This is a genomic window from Novosphingobium sp. TK71, from assembly GCF_055361505.1.
In genome coordinates, this window is the sequence record NZ_CM143962.1 from 873,289 (window position 1) to 893,116 (window position 19,828).

Consider the following 19,828-nt stretch of genomic DNA (forward strand, 5'->3'; position numbering starts at 1 on the left):
ATTGGCCGGGTTCCTTCTTGCTGGCTCCGCATTGTGCCCAGGTGCGGCGAGGGCCGGGTGCGAAGATCTCTTGCCGTCCTTGCGTTCCGGGCGGGATATCGGAGCGAAGGCGGCGGCGCAGGGGCACCATGCCGGTCCCAGATCCGTGACTGCCGACGATCTGCTTCGGCTTCGCGATCTGGGACCGGCGGACGGCTCCGTCACCGACAAGCCCACGCCGTTCGGGGTCTCGCCCGATGGGACGCAAGCCTCATTTGTGCTCAGTCGCGCTGACCCTGCCGCCAATCGCTATTGCCGCGCCCTTGTCGTTCTGCCGCTCAGTCCGAGTGCCGGTGGCAGAGAAGGGGGCAGCGATCATGCGGCGAAGCTTCGGGTAATCGACAGCGGCGGGGATTATATTTCGGATACCATCGCGATTTACGGCAAGCGCATCGAAAACGGCTTCACAGCCGTAGTCACGCCAAGGTGGTCGCCCGATGGCGGGTCGATCGCCTATCTGCGGAGGGATGTCGACCGCGACGGTGGGAAAGTTCAGATCTGGATTGCACGGGCCGACGGTAGCGGCGCAAGCGCGATTACCCATTCGGACGCAGACATCGAAGCTGTGGTCTGGAGCGAAGATGGAAGCCGGCTGATCTATAGGGCCCGCGCCGCTACAGCCCGGGCGGAGCAGGAAGTGACGCAAGAAGGCCGCTCCGGCTGGCTTTACGACGAGCGGTATATGCCGGTGATGCGTGCATTGCCATTTGTCCCGCTGCAGCCCCTGGAAACGCTGTCGCTCGCGCCTGACGGGAGCGGAACCCGGCCAGCTACGCCTGTAGAACTGGAGCAGATCGGCAGGATTGAAGCCTCAGCCATCGGCACGACGGCGCGTGCGCCGGATGGCCGCGTCGCGTCGATTTCGCATCCGCCGGGAAATCCCTACGCAACCACAGAACTCACCGTAACTTCGGACGCGTCCGGTTCGACTGGAACAGAGGTCGTCAAATGCCTGGATCGTGTCTGCAGGGGCGGTTTCAGCGGCGTCTGGTGGCTTCCGGAAGCGCAGGGCTTGTTGTTCCTGCGCCGCGAAGGCTGGGACAAAGGGACGACGGCGCTCTATCGATGGTCGGGAGAGCAAGGCGCCTCCCCGGTGCGTCTGTGGAAGTCCGACGATGTGTTTCTCGGCTGCATGTTTGCCGGAGCAAAACTGCTGTGCGCGCGAGAGAACGCGGCCACACCGCGGCGGGTGGCGACGGTCGACATGCTTACAGGGAAAGTCAGCGACCTCTACGATCCCAATCCGGAGTTTCGCGGCATTGTTCTGGGCAAAGTCGACCGCCTGTACTGGCATAACAATCTCGGTCTTGAAGCGCGCGGAGACCTGGTGCTGCCCCCCGGCTATCGTAAAGGAACACGCTTGCCATTGGTGGTTGTCCAGTATGAGAGCAATGGCTTTCTGCGCGGCGGGACCGGCGACGAGTATCCGGTCCACGCCCTTGCTGCGGCGGGCATCGCGGTTTTGAGCATTCAGCGACCACCGGCGGTTTCTTCGCTTCATCCGGAAGTGAAGTCTTCGTCCGACATGCTGACAGTCCTCACCAAGGACTGGGCAGAGCGACGCAGCATGCAGTCGGCCATCGAAGTGGGAGTGAGAGCTGCGATCGATCAGGGCGTGGCGGATCCCGATCGGCTGGGCATTTCCGGGCTCAGCGATGGGGCCTCGGCGACGCGCTTTGCGCTGATAAATTCGAACCTGTTCAAGGTCGCCTCGATCAGCACCTGCTGCGTCGACGAAAACGCGCTCACCTACAATGGCCTCGCCGTCCAGAAACAGTTCGAGGCGATGGGCTATCCACCACCGGGCCGTGTCGAGGAGACCTTCTGGAAGCCATACTCCCTGGCCTTGAATGCGCCAATCATGAGCCGGCCGCTGCTCATGCAGCTTTCCGACGATGAATACCTCGGCGGCCTCAACGCTTTCGCGGCTCTGAAATCTGCCGGACGGCCGGTCGAAATGTTCGTCTTCGCAGGCGAGCATCACAGGAAATGGCAACCCGCTCACCGCAGCGCCGTCTACCAGCGAAATCTCGACTGGTTCAGGTTCTGGCTCCTGGGTCTGGAAGATCGCGATCCCGAAAAGCGAGCGCAATATGCGCGCTGGGAACTGATGCGAGATCGTTTGCGGCCGCGTCCCTGACCGCAGAACGACGGACCGCGGTCGTCCCGAAGAGACGGCCGCGGTTCGCATTCAATCGTCGCTGAGGCCGGTGGCCGGGCCGCCGAGCACTTCGTCGACCGGCATGGGGCCACCTCCATGCGTTTCGGTGCTCGCCGCGCCGAGTTCGATAAGGTCGTCACACCGTTCGGTATCGCGTTCCATTGTCGTACTCCTCGATAACGCTGCCGGGATTGGCAGCAAGTTCGAGGCTACGGCGGCGACGGCGATATCCGAAATTTATAGCAATTCGATATCGTTAATATCAAATTCGACGCAGGGAGCCTCTTGATCAGCGATTTTCCGGGTGGATGCGAGCATTCATGATGCCAATGATGTCGTCTGCTTCGTAGAGACCGCCGATCAGGTCCGGCAGCCGCTTTTCGTGCTCTTCGACCATACGTTGATGGACCTCGGTATTAGGCGTATGAGCATCCAGCGCGCGGCCAGCAAATTCCTCATAGCGTCCCAGCTTGTTGATGAGTGTCTCGGCAATCGAAACATATTCCGTGTGCCCGTCGAAGCCGTCGAAGCGCGGCGGCTTGCCTTGCGCGCCCGGTGCAGCAACAACCTTGGCCTGGTCTGCGGGCGAAAGGTTTGCGTAGCTCTCTTCAAGAATGCGCCACATCGACAGGGAATCGTGGACGAACTGGATTTCGTCCGGATCGCGCTCCTCGCTAGGCGTGAAGATCCCAGTGTACTTGTCCTTAAGCGCCCACATGTCTCCATAGGCAATTGCATTCTCGGCCAAGTCGAGATCGATAGAGCTATCAACGCCAAGGTGGCGATGAAGATCGGCAAGCAGCGTAAAAATCAGCTTTTCGCCATCGGTAAGAGACATCGTGAACTCCAATTATTGGTAGGACCACGGATATGGGAATAAGCCCGAACGTTTCAAACCATCAAGTTGGTTTATCTCATTAAAAAATAGAAACTTTCTGCGGTGCACGGCCCGAAAACAAAGGCACCTGCAAGATCGGGCACGATGTGACCTGATCAGCAAAATCGAATTCTTCCCCGATCGTCAGAACTTGGACGCGGCCACTGCTCTTGAGTAGGGCTGAGGGGCGCGCCCGCGAGATGGTGGAGTGCTATCGCCAGGAAGCAGCCCACGCCTCGGCTTCGGCGAACTGAAGTACCCTGCGGAAGCGATTGTCGCGGGGCGGATGAGGGGCGTCGAGCACATCGAGCACGGCAGCGCGATCTATGATGCCCTGCCGGGCCAGTTCGCCATCGGCCAGAAGCTCCCTGATCTCTGCACGCCAGGTTTCGAAAATCTCTACAGTGAAACTGTCCGGTGTTCCCTTCGACCGGCGCCAGATGACGTTCTCTGGAAGGTCCGGTACGAAAGCCTGCCGCGCGGGATAGCGATTAAGTCCGTCGTGGAACCACAGCCAGCTTGGAATCCGAAGACAGGTTTCGACGAGAGGCTGGGACAAGAGAGGGGCGACAACCGGCAAGGCGGAACGGGGATCGAGCGTTTCGACATAGCTTTGCCCGGCCAGGATAAGCCGGGAATGTGCCTCTTGTCCTGGGAGGGTTTTGCCGGTTCGCGGGGAAGGGGGCGTGATCTCGTGGTTTTCGAAGCGCGCGGACAGCAGGCTCGTGTCGAAGGTAGCGCCCGGTGCACGCTTGCCCAGCCAGGCCCGCGCTACAGCATCGTGCAGGATCCTGGCCATAGGGACCTGGGTGATCTCGCTCATGCAAGCAGCCATGCTCATGGTGGAGCGTCCCGGCCCGAATGCCCGGAGCGTATCGGCTACAGGGTTTGCGGAGTGGAGCGAACAAAAGACCTGGTCGCCGCCGCCGCCGTTGAAGAGAGCGTCGGCATGGATGTCGGACGCGACTTCGCGCGAATGGCGTACGGATTCCTGCCACATGTATCGTCCGGAGGGGCGCGGCAAGCCGGCGGCACTGCTCCACATCACGTCGATTTCGCGGACATCGCGCTGCCTCTCATGCAGCGGTATTGCGAGACGGCCGCAGACCGAACGGGCGTAATCGCGTTCATCGCCGAGCGGGTCCCGCGTCGTTAGCGCCAGGGCCTCGAAGGAAACGCCGGCTCCGGTGAGCGCCGCGGCGACGATCGAGGAATCGACGCCCCCCGAAAGCTGAAGCAATACTCGTGGGTAGCGCGCGGCGCGCGATGCGACGCACATTCTCGTCGCAGCGGATACGAGTGCGACGGCTTCTTCGCTCGCCTCGATACGCGGCTGTGCAAGGTACTGGAGGGGCGTCCATTTTTGGGTTGTCGAGGGCCCATGGGGCCCAAAGGTCTCCATCGTGCCCCCTCGCAATTCGCGAACGCTCCAAAGGCAAGTTCGCGTGGAGACCGCGTCCTTACGGGTAAGCTGGAGGGCAAGTTCGCTCCAGTCGATCTGAGGATCGTAGAAGCCGAAATCCCTGACCATGTCGACGTCGCTCGCAAGCACATAGGCTTCCCCGAGGGGAACGATCAGGCAAGGCAGTTCCCCAAGCGGCGCGCGCAGGACGTGGGTCTGTCCCGTTTGCGGATCGTGCACGACGGCGACATAGGCACCCCAATAGCAATCAAGGAGTTGCATCAGATCGCTTTTGACGATTTGGGCGACTTCATCGTCTGTAAGACGTGTGACCCTCGATCCGTCTGCCTTGCGGTAGATCTCGCCAAGCACGATGCCGTGCGATCCGATGCCGACGACAGCCTCTTCGCCGGCAGCGACGGCAAGAGGGCCGGTCTCCAGTACGGAACTCAGGCCACCGAATTCGCGCAGAGATAGGGAAAAGCTGCCCTGAAGCATGGGATAGGCCTCAGCCGAAGGCAGCAACAATCCGATGAACCGGGAGCGGGGCCGGGCGGCTCTGGCCGCCAGCAGGGGCGAAGAGGCCATCATACAATCAGGATCGGTGTGAAGGGACGTACGGTGTCGACCCGGTCGTTCAGCAAATGCGATCCCGCCTGGACCCAGCAATGGGCGGCGAAGGGACGAAGCTGGACACCCATCACCAGATCAACCGGCCAGCCTCGCGCAACCGCGTGGCGCGCGAGCGCCAGCGAGCGTGGAAGGCATCGATCATGGGCCTGCGAGAGACGTGCCGTCCATTCGAACTGCGTGACAAGATCCGCCAAGGCGGTCGGGTCGGCCGCCTCGCCTTGGCCAAGCGCAGCCTTGCGCTGCGAAAGTTGCAGGATCGCCGAGTGAAATCGACCGAACCGCAGGGCGTATCTTGCCATGGCAATACTCCCGGCCAGCCGGCCGATCGTTAGCGGACGCGCTCTCTTCTTCGGGCCGTCGAGGAGGCTGCTGCGGGGTGGCTCCAAACGGGTGCAAGCCAGTGCGCCGGTCGGACTGTCCGTCTCGACCAGCAGGCCGGATTGGAGCAAAACGCCGGTTAGGCCGGTGGTGATTTCATCGGCTTCGCCTTGGGCGATCGCCCGAAAGTCGCTTTCTAGGCGGGGGGAGAGGCAGAAATAGCGATCTGCCGGAAGATCTAGGAAAACCAGACGGTCACTGACTTCGCAGTAACTGAGGTCGGTTCGTAGCCTGTAACCCATCCCTGACTCCCGGCAAGTTTCCTGTCAGCCCAGCAAAACGGGCCGCGGCGAGCTCTGAGCCCATCGCGACCCGCTGTGCAGTCAGTCGTCGGAGAGACCGGTCGGCTGACCGAGGATCTCGTCATTGGGCACCGAGCCCTGCCCATGCGTTTCCTCGCTGGCGGCGCCCAGTTCGATCAGGTCTTCGTTGAGTTCGCGTACCATTGTCTTGCTCCTTTCTTGGGCTGCCGGAATTGGCAGCAAGGACAAGGCTATGGTCGTGGTGCGGATATCCGAAACTTATACGGATTTGATCTCGCGAATATCAAATCCGGCGCGATACAGGGTGAGGTCAATCGATCCGGTATCGGCGGCGAAGCAATTCGGCGGCTGCTTTGTCGCGGCGGCGATGGTAAGCCCGCACAAGCCTTCTCACCTCACCCACCCGGTCCTCTCGCATGGCTTCCACCAGGACATCGACTTCCTGGTCGAGGTCGTCGAACATCTCGTGTTCGCCGAGACGGACTGCATGCAGTCTCGCATTCGCCTGGGCTATGGCGGGCGAATATTCGACGTGCTTCGATGCCTCGACGATAGCCATTAAGACGGCGCCGATGCGGTCCGGATAACTCGAACCAGAACCAGAAAATTCCGCCACCGGGACAAACGAGGAGGAGGCGCGTCGGAGCGCGAGGCCCAGGATGTCGCTTGACCACCCTATCAGGTCCTTGAGCGCCGGCTCATCGATCAGCGGCAAGTGATACCCGGTACTGGTCCGCGTCTCGACAAGCCTCTCACCAACGAGGCGGTTGAGGGCTTCGCGCACGGGCGTTGTGCTCGAATTGAGCTGCCTTGCAATCACGCCCGGATCGAGCCGCATGCCAGGCTTGGTTTGGCGGCTGATGACGATATCGCGCAGATCCTCATAGACCCGCTCCGAGAATGGGCCGGCGTTCATGTCCGGTCCAACGAGCCAAAGGTGGGTTCGACTGTGAGCTTTGCGACGAGCTTGGCTTGATCGGGCCGCAAGGCGTCGATCGCGGCCAGGGGGCGGTCGGGATCGTAATTCTGGTCGAGCAGGACCGACGGGCACTGGCCCTCGTAGTTGCCAAGATTGGGCCGGTGCTGCCGGTAGCCGACAAGGGCAGCGAGTTCGGGATCGAACTTGCGCGCAATCCCTGGCGGATAGGCAAGCCACTGGGCTTCGTAAGGCTTCAGCCATCCAAGCGAATAGCCGATGACCACGCCGCGGCGCGCATCGGATGTCCTGTTGCTGCCGGCTCCGTGCAGCGTGGAGCCGAGAAACAACAGCGCGGCGCCCGGCGGAATCTCGATGGCAACCGGCTGCTCGTCCGGTTCCGGCTCGAGAGCGGCGGCGCCATGGCTGCCCGGCCAGACAATGGTCGCCCCGTTCGCCGCTGTGAACGGGGTTAGCGGCCACATGACGTTGACGAGGTACTCCGCCGTTCCCTTCGCCGCCGCCCACATGTCCTGATCGCGGTGAGGCAATTGCGAAGGCGCGCCGCCGTGGACAGCGATCGCCTGCGTTGTATTGAGCTGGATGCAGTCGCACCAGGGCAGGAGTATCTGTTCGACGATCGAGACGATCAGCTTATGTCGAACCAGTGTCTCTGCGTGCGGCGAACGCGCGAGAAGTCGCCCGAAGCGTTTCGTTGTGGCACCATAGAAACCGCCTTCGCAGAACGGAGTTCGATGAAAGCGAGGTGCGATGTCGTCGTCGAGCGCAGCAATGGTTTGAGCCGGCAAGGCGTTCTCGATCACGCAATATCCGTGCTGCTTGAGGTCTGCGGTATAGCGCGCGACCTGGGCATAGAGATCCATGGTCCCCTCCCTCAGTTTGCGCGGCGGCCGGTGCCGCGGTGAGTGGTGGTAATGCCGGCGCGCGCGAGCTTCTCGGGTGTGTCGCGGTTGATGTCGATGCGGATCGCTGCGAGGAGTTCGCTACCGCTGTAACGGGGCGGGCCGATGGGGCGGCAGTCCCAGCCGAATTGCAGTACTTGGCGGAACCAGCGTTCCGAAGCGACCGCGGTATAGGCAGTGATCCCGCCCATCAGCGCCTGGTCGACCAACGCGCAAACAAGCGCATCGCGGGCCTCCCGGCGTTCGGGCGCGGCGAGCCGGCGATCAAGGCAAAAGCGTGTGATCTCCTTTATCGTCGGCCCGCGCGGCACGCCCTCCTCGCAGAGATCGGCATAGAAGCTGTCGAGGATATGAGGGTGGGTTGTCGGGAGGAGCCGCGCCGAAGCATAATGCTCGCAATCGGGCCCCGAGAGGATCACGTACTGACACAGCGGGGTATCGAACTGATCTAGCTCGTACTTGTCTGCCAGGACAGGCAAATCCCATTTGAGAAGGTCGATGAAGACGGACTTGCGCGCCGCCCACATCTGGCGCAGCGCCTCGTCGGGGGCTTCGCGGTTTTCGTAGCTTTGGACATTGAGCATGGAGTGACTCCTTGGGCGTGACGTCTGGTCGCCACGCACCAAGGGTCATCCCGATCGCTGTCCGCGCACCATATCGGAAAACCGATATATCATCGTCGGAAAATCTCGGAGAAAGTCACCGTTCCGTCGAACAGTGCCCGGACCACCAGCAATGTGCGTTTGGAAACGTCGTATCGCTCGCAGGCCTGCCTGAGATGCAGGCCCGCCGTCAGCTTGCTGATTCCGACAATCGATCCGATCTCTCCGTCGCTTTTGCCGCAGGCGGCAAGGAGCGTGCATTGCCGCTGCGCATGGGTGAGCAGAGGGCTGCTGGGCGTGACCATGCCGCGCCCGAGCGTCAGGATGCGCGCCCTTTCGAAGGCCCAGTTGCCGACGAGTTGGGCGAGGAAAAGCATCTCTTCGCGAACGAATGGCGCGCCGGGGCCGACAAAGCTGACCGATCCCCGCGCTTCGCCCGGGACATTGATCGGCACCGTGAAGCCGTCGGCAATTCCCTGACGGCGGCCCCGTTCCATGATATCGACATCCCAGCGGTTGAGACCAATCATTTTCGGGATTTGGCGCCAGGGAAATCCCGCGCTGGTCACATGGCTGGCGCGGTGGACGGGGTCGTTCATCCCCAATCCGGCCTCGTCATAGAATTCTACCCACTTTGCCGGGTAATTGTGCAGGCGCATGAGATTTCCTCCTGCCCGCAAGAGGTCGGTGTGGTGGGTGAGCGCGTAGCGCTGGAAACCCAGCAGCGAAGTGGCTTCTGCAAGGACCAGGGCCAGGTCGTCCATTGTCGTGGCCATGGCTATCAGGCGCCAGAAGCGCGTCATGAGTTCAAGAATGTGCGTGCCCAAGGTTCGACTTCGCGATCGTCGGGGGTGTTGCTTGCCACCGTGGGGCCGGTGATCGCCCTTCCTGTTCTGGTGCCGGGTGTAGGTTTCTCAAGCCGCCATCCGGCAGGTTGTGTCGCAAAAGTGTCATATCATTTCTGCGAACCAATCCGGAATGGGCTATTTCGGACAGATTGTCCGTATATCGATGAAAATTTGTTAATAGCTGTCGATGAGCGTTCCAAATTCGCGATGCCGCAATTGATAAAATGAGCACGCGCGGCCGGTCATACTGGAAAGACGCATCGTCTTACGCATACCTAAAGAATGCTGATCGCACGGGATTGATGTGGGAATGGCTCCGCAGGGAACCTGATTATCTTACATGGTATGCCAAGGCTTCCGCCGTAACTGGCGGTCCCGGTTCCGACGTCTTGAACTGGGGGCTTCACTTTCGCCGAAGAACCGGACCGGGATTGTCTCTCGGCCCGGATAGTCTGGCATGCGACGCGCGATCCCTCGACATTGCGCGTGGAAGCTGTGCCGGGGTCAACCGACGATCCATCCTGCCTCAATGTCGACAGGATCCGGCCGTGGCTAACTGTCATTCCGGCTGGCTCGGGCATGGAACATGCAGTCCTGTCCGACGGAAGTCATCACATTCGGCTCGATGTGGTTTCAGGTTGCCTCAGTCGGCATTCCGCCGTTCGGTTGCGCTTCTGCTTCGACGGGTTCGAAAGAGCAGATGAAGGCGTTCTGCCTTTGCAGCGGCTGCTGGCGCTTCACCGCCATGGCAGGTTCGGGAAGATGCTTTACCCTCGCGATCCCTTTGTCGCGCGCGGGATACTTCTGCTTCGGGTTCACGATGCCTTGAGTGACGGCGCCAGTCAGCGCGACCTTGCCTGTTCGCTCGTGGGCCCGGATATCGTCGAGCAGGACTGGAACGATCCCTCGGACTCTCTTCGCTCGCGCATACGCCGACTGACGCGGCAAGCGAAGGCATTGGCAACGGGCGGATACAAGGATCTTTTGATACGCAAGGGATAGTCGCGGTTGGTTGAATCCGACCTGACCTGTGGAACCATTCAGACCATCTTTTCCGAGAGCTGCGCGAGACGCGCTGCCGCCAGGGCACCGATCATGTAGGGCCCGTCGTCGCGCTTGCCGCTGCGGATTTCCCGTAGGAATTTTCGGTTGTCGAGGCCGCGCTGTTCGAGATCGCTGGCGACGGCGTCGCGGATTTGGTCGATGGTTGTCATATGCTCCGTCCTTTTATGGAACATATATAGAACATCTATGCGCGGTTCAAGCCAGGCGAGGGCGGCCGCGCTTCTTTCGGGGTGGGTCGAGTAACGCGTCGGCGAGCTGTTTCCTTCGCGCAGCAATCTTCGTGTTACAATCATCTCGCCGCCGCCCAACAGCTAGTCCGCCCAACAGGCGAGGCGGGCAAAAAACTCCTTCCGGAGCTGGCCGGTAAGCTCGTCCCGGGCACCTCCCGTCCTCGTTCTTGCTCCCATCACGGCGTACCTGGCGGCATAGTCGGCCGCGATCTTGAGAGTACCGAGCGGCGCGAGCTTCACGCCGCAACCGGACAATTCATCCTGTGCCGACCCTCCGGCCTGAACAACGTGTTCGCGGGCGAGGGTGCGTGGTGATTTTGCCATGTCGGCACTATCTCACCGTCCAACCTGATGGGTCAGCGGACAAATCGCACCGGTTTTTCAGACATCCATGTCCGCTATCGGGTGACATTCCATACCTGGTTGCCGGAATTCCGGTCGAGTGATTCTAGGTTGAAGTGCGGGAGCAGGGGGTCGAAAGCTCCCGCACTTCGTGGACGGTGCCCTTTATTCGGCAGCCGCCTCAGCTTTCTTGCGCGGCTTTGATACCGGCTTCTTCGCGGGCGCCTTCGTGCTTTTTGCCGGCATTGCGGGCTCGGCCGGGGGCGCTGCTTTCTTGCGGCCGAGACCGATCGTCTTGGCCATCTCGCGGCGGCGTTCGGAGTATTCGGATGAAACCATCGGGTAGGTCAGCGGCAGGTTCCAACGTGTCCGGTACTCTTCGGCTGTCAGGCCATGGTCGGAGGCAAGGTGACGCTTCAGCGTCTTGAACTTCGAGCCGCACTCCAGGCAAACAATGCCATCGGGCTTCACCGAAGCGCGCACAGACACTGCAGGCGCCCGAACCTCGTCCTTGGCTGGTTCAGGCTCCTTTCCGAGGCCTGCGAGCGATCCGTAGACTGCTTCGATCAAGCCGGGGACCTGGTCGGTCGGGACGGCATTGTTGCTGACATGCGCGGAAATGATATCCGCTGCGAGGGTAAGAAGTGTTTCGTCTGCCATTTCTTTTACGATTGCCCGAATATTTTATTGGTTCAGGCGCTTTCTTTCATCTGTTCCGCCAGTGCAAGATATCGAGCGGATAAATCGTCCGAAATAATGATCATGTCCTGAAATGGATCGTTTGAGATTACACGGAATGCAGATCGGTTGCACTTCTGTCGTGCCGATCACCATCGTCTGGGTAAATCGGTGTAAACTTGTGAACACGTGTTCGATTTTATCAGTCGCACGCATACCACCTTGAAATTCGCAGTTTTGTTTGCGGGTCGTCCATGCTGATCTGCGTGCCGCGATCGGCTGCGAATGCGACGTTGCAGGCAATCTCTTCCGCTCGGGGATTTGAACCTGTTTTCCTTCGAGGGTCGCGGTCGGGATTCAGTTATCCTCCGCCGTATTTATATTGGAATTCCGGCGAGTCGCGGGGGCATTCCGGATTGTGGATAACCTGTAAGCCACCTGTGGAAAGCCGGGGGATAGGTTGCCCGCTATACTGGCAGGCGGGAGCCGCTTTTCCTACGAGGGGCACCGCTTCCCGACGCCGAATTCGCGTTCGCCGGTCGGGTGGTTCGCCAACCTGTATCTTGACCATGGAGACGTTCATGACTGGGGCCGAACTGGCTCTCGCCCGGAAGAACCGCGGGCTGACCGAAACAGAACTGGGGAAGGCGATCGGCTATCGCGACCCCGCACGCGCCGTGCGCCGCCTCGAGGCTGCCGGCCGCATCAACTCGCGTGCGCTTAACATGATCAAGGTGATCTTCGGCACAGTCGATCAGGACAATGTGCGCGAGCGCGGCGCCCGTCGGCGCCCGGCGCACCCCGACCAGCTCTCGTTTGCGTTCTGACCAGGGGCGGCGGAACTATTCTGTCAGGTCGCAGCCGCGCCGACCGGGATTCTGTCGCACTCCTCGGCTCTCGCCCATTCCGGCAGGCGGCCCAGATCCGACAACTCGGCGCGGATCAGCCCGTCCAGAACGTCGGGAAAAAGTTGGGCCATGGCCTGCCAAAGAGGATGGTGGGTGCCATACTGGCGCACCGATGATCGGCTCTCCTCCAGAATCCGCTGGAGGGACGGGATATCGAGTAAAGGTGCAAGCCTCGTGCGCGAAAGGAAGGCGGCGACGAGGTCGGCGCACGGCCGCAGGTCGGTGGCGGCCAACTTGCCGTTCAGCATCTTCAATACCGCGTTGTCGCCGGTGTTCCGGGTGATGTATATTCTCTGTTCGCCCGCGACCGCGCTGTGGGAAATCGACGTAAGCACCAGAAACAGCGTTGCTGTGAGTTCCCGGCCGCGATCGGCAAAATCGGGCCAGGTTGCCTCCTCCCATTCGACGAGCTCGGGCACTTGCTCCATCAGGGCCTGCCATGGGGCCTCGAATTCCTTCGAATAGTACGGTACTCCCTTGGACTTGAGGGCAGAGCGATAGGCCTTCCACCAGATTGACCGCACCGCTCGGCACCGCTTTTCGAGAACCTCGCTCCGGCGGTCTTCCAGGAATAAAGCGCGCCCGGTGCCGGTCTGGAGATCGTCGAGGGTCACAAGGCGAGGTTCCTCCCAGCCGTCTTCGCCCTCCAGGTAACAGCTGAGAACGATGGTGCCGCGCTCGAATGAGGCTGACTGTGCAGCGCTGTCGAACACAAAGGCATTGCCGCGCTGCATGGTCACCACGTCGCGAAACCCCTGTGGCATCGGATTTTCAAGTTCGCTGAAAACCCACAGCAGGCTTACGCCCTCCCGGTCGTAATGAAGGTGGCGCGCGGCAATCTCCGCGGCGAACGGCTTCGAAAGCTGCACCTCAAGAACAAAGCGCCCAAGTTCGCCCATATCCAGATAGACGTCCGGCCAGCGTCCCCGCTTGTGAATTGCCGGACGGAGATATGTGTCGATTGCCGAATGCCTGTGACGCCCGTCTGCTCTGGCGGCTTGATCGAGCAGGACGCAGAGGCGGCGATGAAGTGCCGATTCCTGGTGTCCCTGGTATTGAGCGGCGCGGGCATCGTCGAGTTTCATCTCGGGCCCGTCGTGCCACGGACAATCCCTGGGGCTGTCCGGGTAGTCGATGAACATCGGAGCGTCGTCTTTCCCGCGACCGGGCGCGCGGATGTAGATCGATCCTTCGCAAAGGCGGCACTGCGCCAGGGGGCGGGTCCGGTCCTCTTCGCGCCGGACGTTGATTTCACCGCGAAGGTGCTCCCAGTCGGCGCGAGGCATTGCCATCAAGCGCTCGATCGTCACTTCCCCGCGCGGGAGTTCGAAGTCGGCGATCCTGATCGTCCGCTGGCGCGGGTTCCTCCGGATCATTCCGGTAGCTCCGGAGCCGCAATCCAGTCGAGCCGCTGGGTGCCGGATGCGACTTCGGCGCCAGGCTGCCTGAGTTCGACGACTCTCGTCTGCTCGACACGGTCGGTGCGGATCAATCCCGCGGTCTCCAGCCGGTCAAACAGGATCGAAAGATCGCTCCGTGACGCCGCCAGCCCGAGACGCTGTAGCCATTCTCCAAGAATGCGCTCGTTTGCCGTACGGTACTCCACCAGGACTTCCAGGACGGCGCGTGCCTGATGGGCGATCCGGATAGCTTCAAAGTCTGGTTGCTGGTTTGTCCCGTCCGTCATTTACCCGCCTGTTGCTCTCTCGTCGCCGCCGTGATTTTCGCCGCCGTCTATCATTTCGGCCGCGCCCGCATGCATGACATGGGTCACGCCTGACCGATGCCGGTCAATCGATGTTTTCCCCTATCATCAGAAGGTTGCCGGCATGAGGCCGACCCGTTCGCGCTTTCCTGCGAAGCGGCTCTCGGCTAGTGCCTGAAAACTCAAAAGGGGGGCGACGCAAATGTTGCAATTGACGATCGGCGATACCGACAAGGGGATGTCGGGATATGAACTGGCATCCTCGCTGGCGGGGCATCTGGGCTGGCCGGTTGCGCTTTGTTTTGCAGCATTCCTCTTCAGGGTGGAACTGCGCGCGCTGATCGACCGGATCAAGGAGGTCGCGCACGGTGACACCAAGGTCACTTTCGGCAGCCGTGTCGCAAAGGCGGAACAAGTGCTGAAAGAAGCGGAAGCCGAACTGCCCGCCGCGGCGGACAGCGCTATCTCGGAAGCTAAAGCTTCTGCCGGCCCCTCTCTCGGAACCGGCTCCGCTCCGGTAGAAGTGACTCCCAAGGCGGCCGTGTCGCTGACCGATGCCGCGGAGGCCGAGATCGTGAAAGGCAGCCGTATTCCCACGAGGAATGTTCTGGCGGCAATCGATCAGGTCACCTCGGCGCCGGCCTCGGCAGTTACCTCCGCGTGGAACCATCTCTCCAAGGATGTCGAAGCGCTGGCCGAACGCCATGGCCTCGCAAGGACGGACCCATATTTGGGACGAACCTTCGATACCGCGAAAAAGCTGAAGAACCTGGGAGTTTTCGACACCAAGATCATGGTACTGCTCGCTGAACTGCGCAAGATCCGCAATGCGGCGGTCCATGGCGAGGCCGTCGATGCCGACAGTGCCTTGCGCTACATCCAGTTGGTCTCGCGTTTCCTCAAACTGATCGAGAACCTCTAGGAACCCTTGCAGCCTGTTTTCGTCTGTTTTTGGCAGATGCTGCCGTTTGGCGGACGTCGTCCGGGATCCGGTATTCGCTCGGGCGGAAAATCTCCCCGAGGTCGAAAATTCTGTCCACGACCGGCACGTGGGCATGGTTCTTGAATTTCTTGCGGACATATTCAGCGCGCTTGACGGTGCGCCGGATCTGCAGCGCGCATAGTAGCCCGGCAGCGGCGAGGACCAGGGTCATTCCGCCGAAGTACCATAGCTTCACCGTCTCGATCCCGCCGCCATCCCCGTCTGGCAGCGCATTCACGAATGCTGCGCCCGAAGCGAGGGCACCTGCAAAGTAGCCAAGCATTATCGCTCTGACGTCGCGCGCGCGGGCATCGAGCGCGGTGTAGATCTGGGCCCAGGACATTGTCTCGTTCTCGGCTGTCTCATTTTGCGGAGGCTTTGGCATTGCTGATTGTCCTGTGGGGTTTTTGAAGCAAGTCACTGATAAGTCGGTCAATTCCATTATAGTCTGCCAAGTGCCTCAGGGGTGGGCATCTGTGGGCTGAAGGCATCTGGCCAGTGGCGTCTCGCGCCGTCCGGCGCGACCGCGCTCTATGCCGCGCGGCGGGGCTCACCGCCCCAGTGGCCACGCGCGGCACCGAGCCCCTTACGGGTCTCGGCCTTGCGGTCACGATCGCTGACGCGAGGCAAGCGGCCGAGCAGGCTCGGCCTTGTGCGGACGTCCTCGGCCGAAGCCTCGGACGGCACCATTTGAGAGCCTCTCCCGGGCAAAGGCGCGGGGTGGGCTGGACGCCCGTCTGGGCCCGCCAGCAGCGATCCGCAAGCCGCTCCTTCGTCGCGGCTCCTCCACCTTCGTTCCGGCCCTGGCCACCCCGATCCCTTCGGAATCGGGGCCCCGGCTGCGCGTGCGGTCGCCGCCTAGCGCGGGCCCTGCGGTCGTCCGGGCCGCCCACCCCCCGCCTTTCCGGGGAGGCCCATGGTGGGTTTTTTGGGTAGGCTTGGAGGTGAGACATGCGCAGCAATCGCAAGGCCTCGTCACACGCGAGGTCGCTATCTGACAAAGCTCGGAGAAGTTCCGGGGATATTCCTCAGTCCGGCATAGGCAGTCCTGACAGGTCCACCGGCGGCGGGCATCCTGCCGGGAGCGCCTCGCTCTATGACGAAGTGACGGCACGGATCATCGCGCAGCTTGAAGAAGGCTGCGTTCCTTGGGTACAGCCATGGGGCAGTCCGGCGCTGGGTGGGGACGCCTCCAGCGGGGGTGGCAGTACTCCGGCAGTGGGCCTTCCGCGCAACGCCCTGACCCGGCGCGCCTATTCGGGGATAAACGTGCTGATCCTGTGGGGCGCGGTGATTGCCAATCGCTGGCCCTCGCAAGGCTGGTTGACCTTCCGGCAGGCGCTCGAGGCAGGCGGCAATGTCCGCAAGGGCGAGCACGGCACGCAGGTGGTCTATGCCGACCGCTTCACGCCCGAGGCCGAGAAGGAACGAGCACGCGGCAGCGGGGGCGAGGCAAGGTCCATTGCCTTCCTGAAGCGTTTCACGGTTTTCAATGTCGCGCAGTGCGAGGGGCTTCGGGAAGATTTGCTGCCCGAGCCGATTGCGCTGCCCGAACGCGAGATCGTGCCCGTGGCCGAGGCGGTGATTGCCGCGAGCGGTGTCGATTTCCGGATCGGCGGCGACAAGGCTTTCTATGCGCCGGGGGCCGACTTCGTGCAGGTGCCGCCGCAACCGGCCTTCCACGATCAGGTGAATTTTTACAGGACGTGCCTGCACGAACTGACCCACGCGACTGGCCATGCCTCGCGACTCGGCAGAAATCTGGCAAATTCATTCGGTTCGAAAGACTACGCGCGCGAGGAACTGGTTGCCGAAATGGGTTCGGCCTTCCTCTGCGCCTCGCTCGGTATCGTGCCGACCGTGCGCCATGCCGATTACATCGGGGCGTGGCTGGAAGTGCTTCGCGAAGACAGCCGGGCGATATTCCGGGCGGCAAGCATGGCGAGCAAGGCGGCTGACTGGTTGCTTGCCCGGCATGAGGAGACGTCCAGATTAGGCGCAGAGGCGGCCCCCTCCGCTTTATCTGCTGGAGGTCTATCCGGCAGAGTTTACGCGCGACAGTGGCAAGGCGGGCTTGACGGGGCGGAGGGTACAAGCATGGGCCTGACCGGCTCGGAACGTTCCGCACCGGGCGAGGGGAGGGCAGAGCCATGACTCTCCTGTCTCGCTCCATCCGCTCGATGCTCAGTGCGAATTTCGAGCATTGCATGGAAAATCCCCGGTTCGATCCGCTGCCGCTGGTCCGCCTGTTCAATCCGATGGGCCGTGCAGTCTGGCTGGTGACCGAACTCTATGCCGACGACGACACCCTCTTCGGGCTGGCGGACCTTGGCTTGGGATGCCCCGAACTCGGCATTTCCTCGCTTCGCGAAATCGAGGCGATCCGCCTGCCGATGGGCCTCTCCATTGAGCGCGATATCGCCTTCAGCACCCGGCACCGGCTTTCGGTCTGGACCGAGGCTGCGCGGCTTGCCGGATCGATACCCGACGCCGCCCTCCTGCTGGACCGGCTCACGCGGGAGGATCCCAACGCCATAAAGCTTCTGCCCCGCTGAGGGGCCGATGACACGGGCGCTTGGAGAAATCCCGCTTCGGGTGCCCGCCCCGCAGGGCAGGCGGTTTTCTGCCCAATCCTAAGCCGGTCCACTGTCTCCCCCCAAGAACACAGTGGACCGGTACTCACACGGAGCAGTCCCATGAAACTCGAATTCATCGCTTTGAGCAACCTTGCCGTCAGCAAATCGAACATGCGCTATGCCAGGAAAGTCCCCGACGTTTCGGACATTCTGCCGACCGTTCGGGCACGCGGTGTCCTCCAGTCGCTCATCGTCCGGCCCAATAGCGAACCCGGCGCTGAGCCGGGGCGCTACGAAGTGATCGCCGGGTTTCGCCGCCTTCGCGCGGCCCAAGTCGTCGCCGCCGAACGGCAGGCGGCGCATTCCGATGCCGGGGAGCCGGACCCCGATGAAACCATGGTGCCCTGTGCCATTTTGGATGATGCCGACGATGCCAGCGCCGTCGAGGCATCGCTGATCGAGAACATGGCACGGCTCGATCCCGACGAGGTTTCACGCTGGGCCTGTTTTGTCCGGTTGGTCAAGGAAGGCCGGAGCATCGGGGATATTTCCCAGACGTTCGGCCTCCCCGAACTCGCCGTTAAGCGCATTCTTGCGCTTGGCAATCTGCTGCCGCGTATCCGGGAAATGTATCGCGCCGAGGAAATCGAGGCGGCCACCATCCGGCACCTGACCCTTGCCAGCAAGAGCCAGCAAAAGGCATGGCTGGCCCTTGTCGACGATCCTGATGCCTACGCGCCGCGCGGACATCAGCTCAAGACCTTCCTGTTCGGCGGTCAGTCGGTCCCGACAGTCCACGCTCTCTTCGATGTCGAGGCGAGCGGCCTTGCCATCGTTGCCGACCTCTTCGGGGAGGACTCTTATTTTGCCGAGATCGATGCGTTCTGGGACCTCCAGAACGCCGCCATCGAGGCGAAGCGCTTGGGATTGATCGAGGCGGGCTGGGCCGATGCCGTGGTGCTGCCTCCCGAGGTCCATTTCCATTCGTGGGAGCATCAAAAGACACCCAAGCGAAAGGGTGGGCGGGTCTATCTCGATGTGCGCGGCAACGGCGAAGTCGTCATCCACGAAGGCTATCTGTCATCCAAGGAAGCAGCGCGGCTGGCGAAGGCCGAGGCTACCGAGGGAGAGGGCATGGTCGTGACAAAGTCCGTGCGGCCCGAACTGACGCAGGTCACCCAGACTTACATTGATCTGCACCGTCATGCCGCCACACGGACCGAATTGCTCGGGCGGCCCGATATCGCCCTGCGGTTGATGGTTGCCCATGCCATTGCCGGTTCCGCGCTGTGGCGTGTCTTGGTCGAGCCGCAGTCGTCCAAGAGCGATGCGGTCCGGGAAAGCGTCGAGAACTGCCGGGCCGAAGCCGTCTTCGATGCGCGGCGCCGGGAGGTGCTTGCCCTGCTGCGTTTGCCCGAAGACGAGCCGACAGTGATGGGTGCGGGGATCGGCGGCACCGGGTACGGCATGCGGGGCGGCTATCGTGGGCTATGTGACGTGTTCGCAGACCTGATCGAACTTTCCGATGCCGAAGTCATGGACGTGCTGGCCCTTGTCATGGGGGAAGCACTGGAAGCGGGTAGCCTCGCAGTGGAAGCTGCCGGGCTCGCCCTCGGCGTTCCGATGGCGGATTGGTGGGAGGCCGACGATGCCTTCCTAGAAACGCTGCGCGACCGCGAAGTGCTGCTCGCAATGGTCGCGGAAGTCGCCGGAAAGCTGGTGGCCGAGGCCAATGCGGGCGAGAAGGCGAAGATCCTTCGCGGGATAATTCGCGATCATCTGGCGGGCACAGGCGGGCGCATCAGGCGAGAAGGCTGGGTGCCGCGCTGGATGACTTTCCCGCCGTCCGCCTACACGCAGCGCGGCGGCGTCGGCACTGTCGAGGCCCATGCGCGCGCCTTTGCCGCCACCGATCCTGATCCCAACCTCGGTTCCGATCCCGATGACCTCGCCCCTGATGATTCTCCTGATGATTGGGCGAACGAACGCTCCGATATCGCGGAGGGCAACCCTGCAAGCGGCGATTCGGAGCCGGAAGCGCGCGGGGAAGGGGAGGGGTGCGAACCGGCTCCGCCCGATCTGGCGCCCGATCTGCTGCCCGATCTTCCGGTGAACTCTCCCGCCGATCCCGAGGCCGATTCGTCCGGTGATCGCTGCGGTGATCCCGGTCCAGGCGACGACCGGATTGCTGCCTGATTAAATCGACCGGAGGCGGACCCATCCGCCTCCGGTCGATCTTCCTGAAGGGAATGAAAAAATCGGCGGCGGGGCCGCGCCCTTAAAGGCGCAGCCCCGCCGCT

General features: G+C 62.0%; 22 protein-coding genes. 8 read left to right on the forward strand and 14 right to left on the reverse strand.

Translation table 11 applies throughout. The features are described 5' to 3' along the window. Positions 1 to 145: 145 nt before the first annotated feature. Complete coding sequence (locus tag ACXJ16_RS03900; protein ID WP_463921357.1) at positions 146 to 2,179, forward strand: Atxe2 family lasso peptide isopeptidase; 2,034 nt, start codon at positions 146 to 148, stop codon at positions 2,177 to 2,179. A gap of 51 nt (positions 2,180 to 2,230) precedes the next feature. On the opposite strand, the gene ACXJ16_RS03905 is transcribed toward ACXJ16_RS03900, so the two are convergent. From ACXJ16_RS03905 to ACXJ16_RS03945, 9 genes are all read right to left on the reverse strand, one after another. Beyond that, complete coding sequence (locus ACXJ16_RS03905) at positions 2,231 to 2,362, reverse strand: benenodin family lasso peptide (protein WP_463921359.1); 132 nt, start codon at positions 2,360 to 2,362, stop codon at positions 2,231 to 2,233. Positions 2,363 to 2,489: 127 nt separating this feature from the next. After that, entirely contained in the window at positions 2,490 to 3,038 is a 549-nt protein-coding gene (locus tag ACXJ16_RS03910) for a YfbU family protein (protein ID WP_463921361.1), read from the reverse strand. A 250-nt stretch (positions 3,039 to 3,288) separates the two neighbouring features. Beyond that, the gene (locus ACXJ16_RS03915; protein ID WP_463921362.1) at positions 3,289 to 5,067 is read right to left on the reverse strand and encodes an asparagine synthase-related protein; all 1,779 of its coding nucleotides are present in this window, start codon (positions 5,065 to 5,067) and stop codon (positions 3,289 to 3,291) included. Next, positions 5,067 to 5,732, reverse strand: coding sequence for a lasso peptide biosynthesis B2 protein (locus tag ACXJ16_RS03920; protein WP_463921364.1), 666 nt, complete (start codon positions 5,730 to 5,732; stop codon positions 5,067 to 5,069). The genes ACXJ16_RS03915 and ACXJ16_RS03920 overlap by 1 nt, the downstream gene beginning before the upstream one ends. An 81-nt stretch (positions 5,733 to 5,813) precedes the next feature. Continuing rightward, entirely contained in the window at positions 5,814 to 5,936 is a 123-nt protein-coding gene (locus ACXJ16_RS03925) for a benenodin family lasso peptide (protein ID WP_463921365.1), read from the reverse strand. Positions 5,937 to 6,063: 127 nt separating this feature from the next. Further along, a complete protein-coding gene (locus ACXJ16_RS03930; protein WP_463921367.1) occupies positions 6,064 to 6,669 on the reverse strand; it encodes a GntR family transcriptional regulator in 606 nt (201 codons plus the stop codon). Continuing rightward, a complete protein-coding gene (locus ACXJ16_RS03935) occupies positions 6,666 to 7,553 on the reverse strand; it encodes a phytanoyl-CoA dioxygenase family protein (protein ID WP_463921370.1) in 888 nt (295 codons plus the stop codon). Before ACXJ16_RS03935 ends, ACXJ16_RS03930 begins: the two co-directional genes overlap by 4 nt. Before the next feature lie 11 nt (positions 7,554 to 7,564). Next, positions 7,565 to 8,176: an acyl-homoserine-lactone synthase gene (locus tag ACXJ16_RS03940; RefSeq protein WP_463921371.1), complete on the reverse strand. Its 612-nt coding sequence runs from the start codon at positions 8,174 to 8,176 to the stop codon at positions 7,565 to 7,567. 89 nt (positions 8,177 to 8,265) lie between these two features. Continuing rightward, complete coding sequence (locus ACXJ16_RS03945) at positions 8,266 to 8,970, reverse strand: helix-turn-helix transcriptional regulator (RefSeq protein ID WP_463921372.1); 705 nt, start codon at positions 8,968 to 8,970, stop codon at positions 8,266 to 8,268. A gap of 296 nt (positions 8,971 to 9,266) precedes the next feature. Between ACXJ16_RS03945 and ACXJ16_RS03950 the strand changes: the two genes are divergently transcribed. Then, positions 9,267 to 9,746 (forward strand): transcriptional regulator domain-containing protein, encoded by a 480-nt coding sequence (locus ACXJ16_RS03950; protein ID WP_463921374.1) that lies wholly within the window; start codon positions 9,267 to 9,269, stop codon positions 9,744 to 9,746. Between the two features lie 58 nt (positions 9,747 to 9,804). Further along, complete coding sequence (locus ACXJ16_RS03955; RefSeq protein WP_463921376.1) at positions 9,805 to 10,044, forward strand: DNA -binding domain-containing protein; 240 nt, start codon at positions 9,805 to 9,807, stop codon at positions 10,042 to 10,044. Between the two features lie 38 nt (positions 10,045 to 10,082). Here ACXJ16_RS03955 and ACXJ16_RS03960 read toward each other — a convergent pair whose 3' ends face one another. Together ACXJ16_RS03960 and ACXJ16_RS03965 are read right to left on the reverse strand one after the other, a co-directional pair. Next, positions 10,083 to 10,256 carry a hypothetical protein gene (locus tag ACXJ16_RS03960; protein WP_463921377.1) on the reverse strand — a complete coding sequence of 58 codons (174 nt, stop codon included), beginning with the start codon at positions 10,254 to 10,256 and terminating at the stop codon, positions 10,083 to 10,085. Between the two features lie 588 nt (positions 10,257 to 10,844). Continuing rightward, the gene (locus ACXJ16_RS03965) at positions 10,845 to 11,339 is read right to left on the reverse strand and encodes a Ros/MucR family transcriptional regulator (protein ID WP_463921378.1); all 495 of its coding nucleotides are present in this window, start codon (positions 11,337 to 11,339) and stop codon (positions 10,845 to 10,847) included. 599 nt (positions 11,340 to 11,938) lie between these two features. On the opposite strand from ACXJ16_RS03965, the gene ACXJ16_RS03970 reads away from it, so the two are divergent. Beyond that, positions 11,939 to 12,184 (forward strand): hypothetical protein, encoded by a 246-nt coding sequence (locus ACXJ16_RS03970; protein WP_463921380.1) that lies wholly within the window; start codon positions 11,939 to 11,941, stop codon positions 12,182 to 12,184. Positions 12,185 to 12,207: 23 nt separating this feature from the next. Here ACXJ16_RS03970 and ACXJ16_RS03975 read toward each other — a convergent pair whose 3' ends face one another. Further along, positions 12,208 to 13,641 (reverse strand): competence protein CoiA family protein, encoded by a 1,434-nt coding sequence (locus ACXJ16_RS03975; RefSeq protein ID WP_463921382.1) that lies wholly within the window; start codon positions 13,639 to 13,641, stop codon positions 12,208 to 12,210. Further along, positions 13,638 to 13,952, reverse strand: a complete 315-nt coding sequence (locus ACXJ16_RS03980; RefSeq protein WP_463921383.1) for a hypothetical protein — start codon at positions 13,950 to 13,952, stop codon at positions 13,638 to 13,640. The genes ACXJ16_RS03975 and ACXJ16_RS03980 overlap by 4 nt, the downstream gene beginning before the upstream one ends. A gap of 220 nt (positions 13,953 to 14,172) precedes the next feature. On the opposite strand from ACXJ16_RS03980, the gene ACXJ16_RS03985 reads away from it, so the two are divergent. After that, complete coding sequence (locus ACXJ16_RS03985) at positions 14,173 to 14,892, forward strand: hypothetical protein (protein ID WP_463921384.1); 720 nt, start codon at positions 14,173 to 14,175, stop codon at positions 14,890 to 14,892. Here ACXJ16_RS03985 and ACXJ16_RS03990 read toward each other — a convergent pair. Then, entirely contained in the window at positions 14,870 to 15,394 is a 525-nt protein-coding gene (locus tag ACXJ16_RS03990; protein ID WP_463921386.1) for a hypothetical protein, read from the reverse strand. The genes ACXJ16_RS03985 and ACXJ16_RS03990 overlap by 23 nt on opposite strands. Before the next feature lie 596 nt (positions 15,395 to 15,990). On the opposite strand from ACXJ16_RS03990, the gene ACXJ16_RS03995 reads away from it, so the two are divergent. From ACXJ16_RS03995 to ACXJ16_RS04005, 3 genes are all read left to right on the forward strand, one after another. Then, complete coding sequence (locus ACXJ16_RS03995; RefSeq protein WP_463921751.1) at positions 15,991 to 17,106, forward strand: ArdC family protein; 1,116 nt, start codon at positions 15,991 to 15,993, stop codon at positions 17,104 to 17,106. Then, complete coding sequence (locus ACXJ16_RS04000) at positions 17,103 to 17,507, forward strand: DUF2958 domain-containing protein (protein ID WP_463921388.1); 405 nt, start codon at positions 17,103 to 17,105, stop codon at positions 17,505 to 17,507. Before ACXJ16_RS03995 ends, ACXJ16_RS04000 begins: the two co-directional genes overlap by 4 nt. Before the next feature lie 141 nt (positions 17,508 to 17,648). Next, a complete protein-coding gene (locus tag ACXJ16_RS04005) occupies positions 17,649 to 19,724 on the forward strand; it encodes a ParB/RepB/Spo0J family partition protein (protein WP_463921391.1) in 2,076 nt (691 codons plus the stop codon). Positions 19,725 to 19,828: the final 104 nt, after the last annotated feature.

Bases quoted from the DNA above. Each gene is read 5' to 3' on its own strand.
- ACXJ16_RS03930 (WP_463921367.1), bottom strand. From the start codon at position 6,669: ATGAACGCCGGCCCATTCTCGGAGCGGGTCTATGAGGATCTGCGCGAT.
- ACXJ16_RS03970 (WP_463921380.1), top strand. From the start codon at position 11,939: ATGACTGGGGCCGAACTGGCTCTCGCCCGGAAGAACCGCGGGCTGACC.
- ACXJ16_RS03985 (WP_463921384.1), top strand. From the start codon at position 14,173: ATGTTGCAATTGACGATCGGCGATACCGACAAGGGGATGTCGGGATAT.
- ACXJ16_RS03940 (WP_463921371.1), bottom strand. From the start codon at position 8,176: ATGCTCAATGTCCAAAGCTACGAAAACCGCGAAGCCCCCGACGAGGCG.
- ACXJ16_RS03975 (WP_463921382.1), bottom strand. From the start codon at position 13,641: ATGATCCGGAGGAACCCGCGCCAGCGGACGATCAGGATCGCCGACTTC.
- ACXJ16_RS04000 (WP_463921388.1), top strand. From the start codon at position 17,103: ATGACTCTCCTGTCTCGCTCCATCCGCTCGATGCTCAGTGCGAATTTC.
- ACXJ16_RS03945 (WP_463921372.1), bottom strand. From the start codon at position 8,970: ATGGCCACGACAATGGACGACCTGGCCCTGGTCCTTGCAGAAGCCACT.
- ACXJ16_RS03910 (WP_463921361.1), bottom strand. From the start codon at position 3,038: ATGTCTCTTACCGATGGCGAAAAGCTGATTTTTACGCTGCTTGCCGAT.
- ACXJ16_RS03935 (WP_463921370.1), bottom strand. From the start codon at position 7,553: ATGGATCTCTATGCCCAGGTCGCGCGCTATACCGCAGACCTCAAGCAG.
- ACXJ16_RS03905 (WP_463921359.1), bottom strand. From the start codon at position 2,362: ATGGAACGCGATACCGAACGGTGTGACGACCTTATCGAACTCGGCGCG.
- ACXJ16_RS03925 (WP_463921365.1), bottom strand. From the start codon at position 5,936: ATGGTACGCGAACTCAACGAAGACCTGATCGAACTGGGCGCCGCCAGC.
- ACXJ16_RS03965 (WP_463921378.1), bottom strand. From the start codon at position 11,339: ATGGCAGACGAAACACTTCTTACCCTCGCAGCGGATATCATTTCCGCG.
- ACXJ16_RS03915 (WP_463921362.1), bottom strand. From the start codon at position 5,067: ATGGCCTCTTCGCCCCTGCTGGCGGCCAGAGCCGCCCGGCCCCGCTCC.
- ACXJ16_RS03955 (WP_463921376.1), top strand. From the start codon at position 9,805: ATGCTTTACCCTCGCGATCCCTTTGTCGCGCGCGGGATACTTCTGCTT.
- ACXJ16_RS03950 (WP_463921374.1), top strand. From the start codon at position 9,267: ATGAGCACGCGCGGCCGGTCATACTGGAAAGACGCATCGTCTTACGCA.
- ACXJ16_RS03980 (WP_463921383.1), bottom strand. From the start codon at position 13,952: ATGACGGACGGGACAAACCAGCAACCAGACTTTGAAGCTATCCGGATC.
- ACXJ16_RS03920 (WP_463921364.1), bottom strand. From the start codon at position 5,732: ATGGGTTACAGGCTACGAACCGACCTCAGTTACTGCGAAGTCAGTGAC.
- ACXJ16_RS04005 (WP_463921391.1), top strand. From the start codon at position 17,649: ATGAAACTCGAATTCATCGCTTTGAGCAACCTTGCCGTCAGCAAATCG.
- ACXJ16_RS03960 (WP_463921377.1), bottom strand. From the start codon at position 10,256: ATGACAACCATCGACCAAATCCGCGACGCCGTCGCCAGCGATCTCGAA.
- ACXJ16_RS03990 (WP_463921386.1), bottom strand. From the start codon at position 15,394: ATGGAATTGACCGACTTATCAGTGACTTGCTTCAAAAACCCCACAGGA.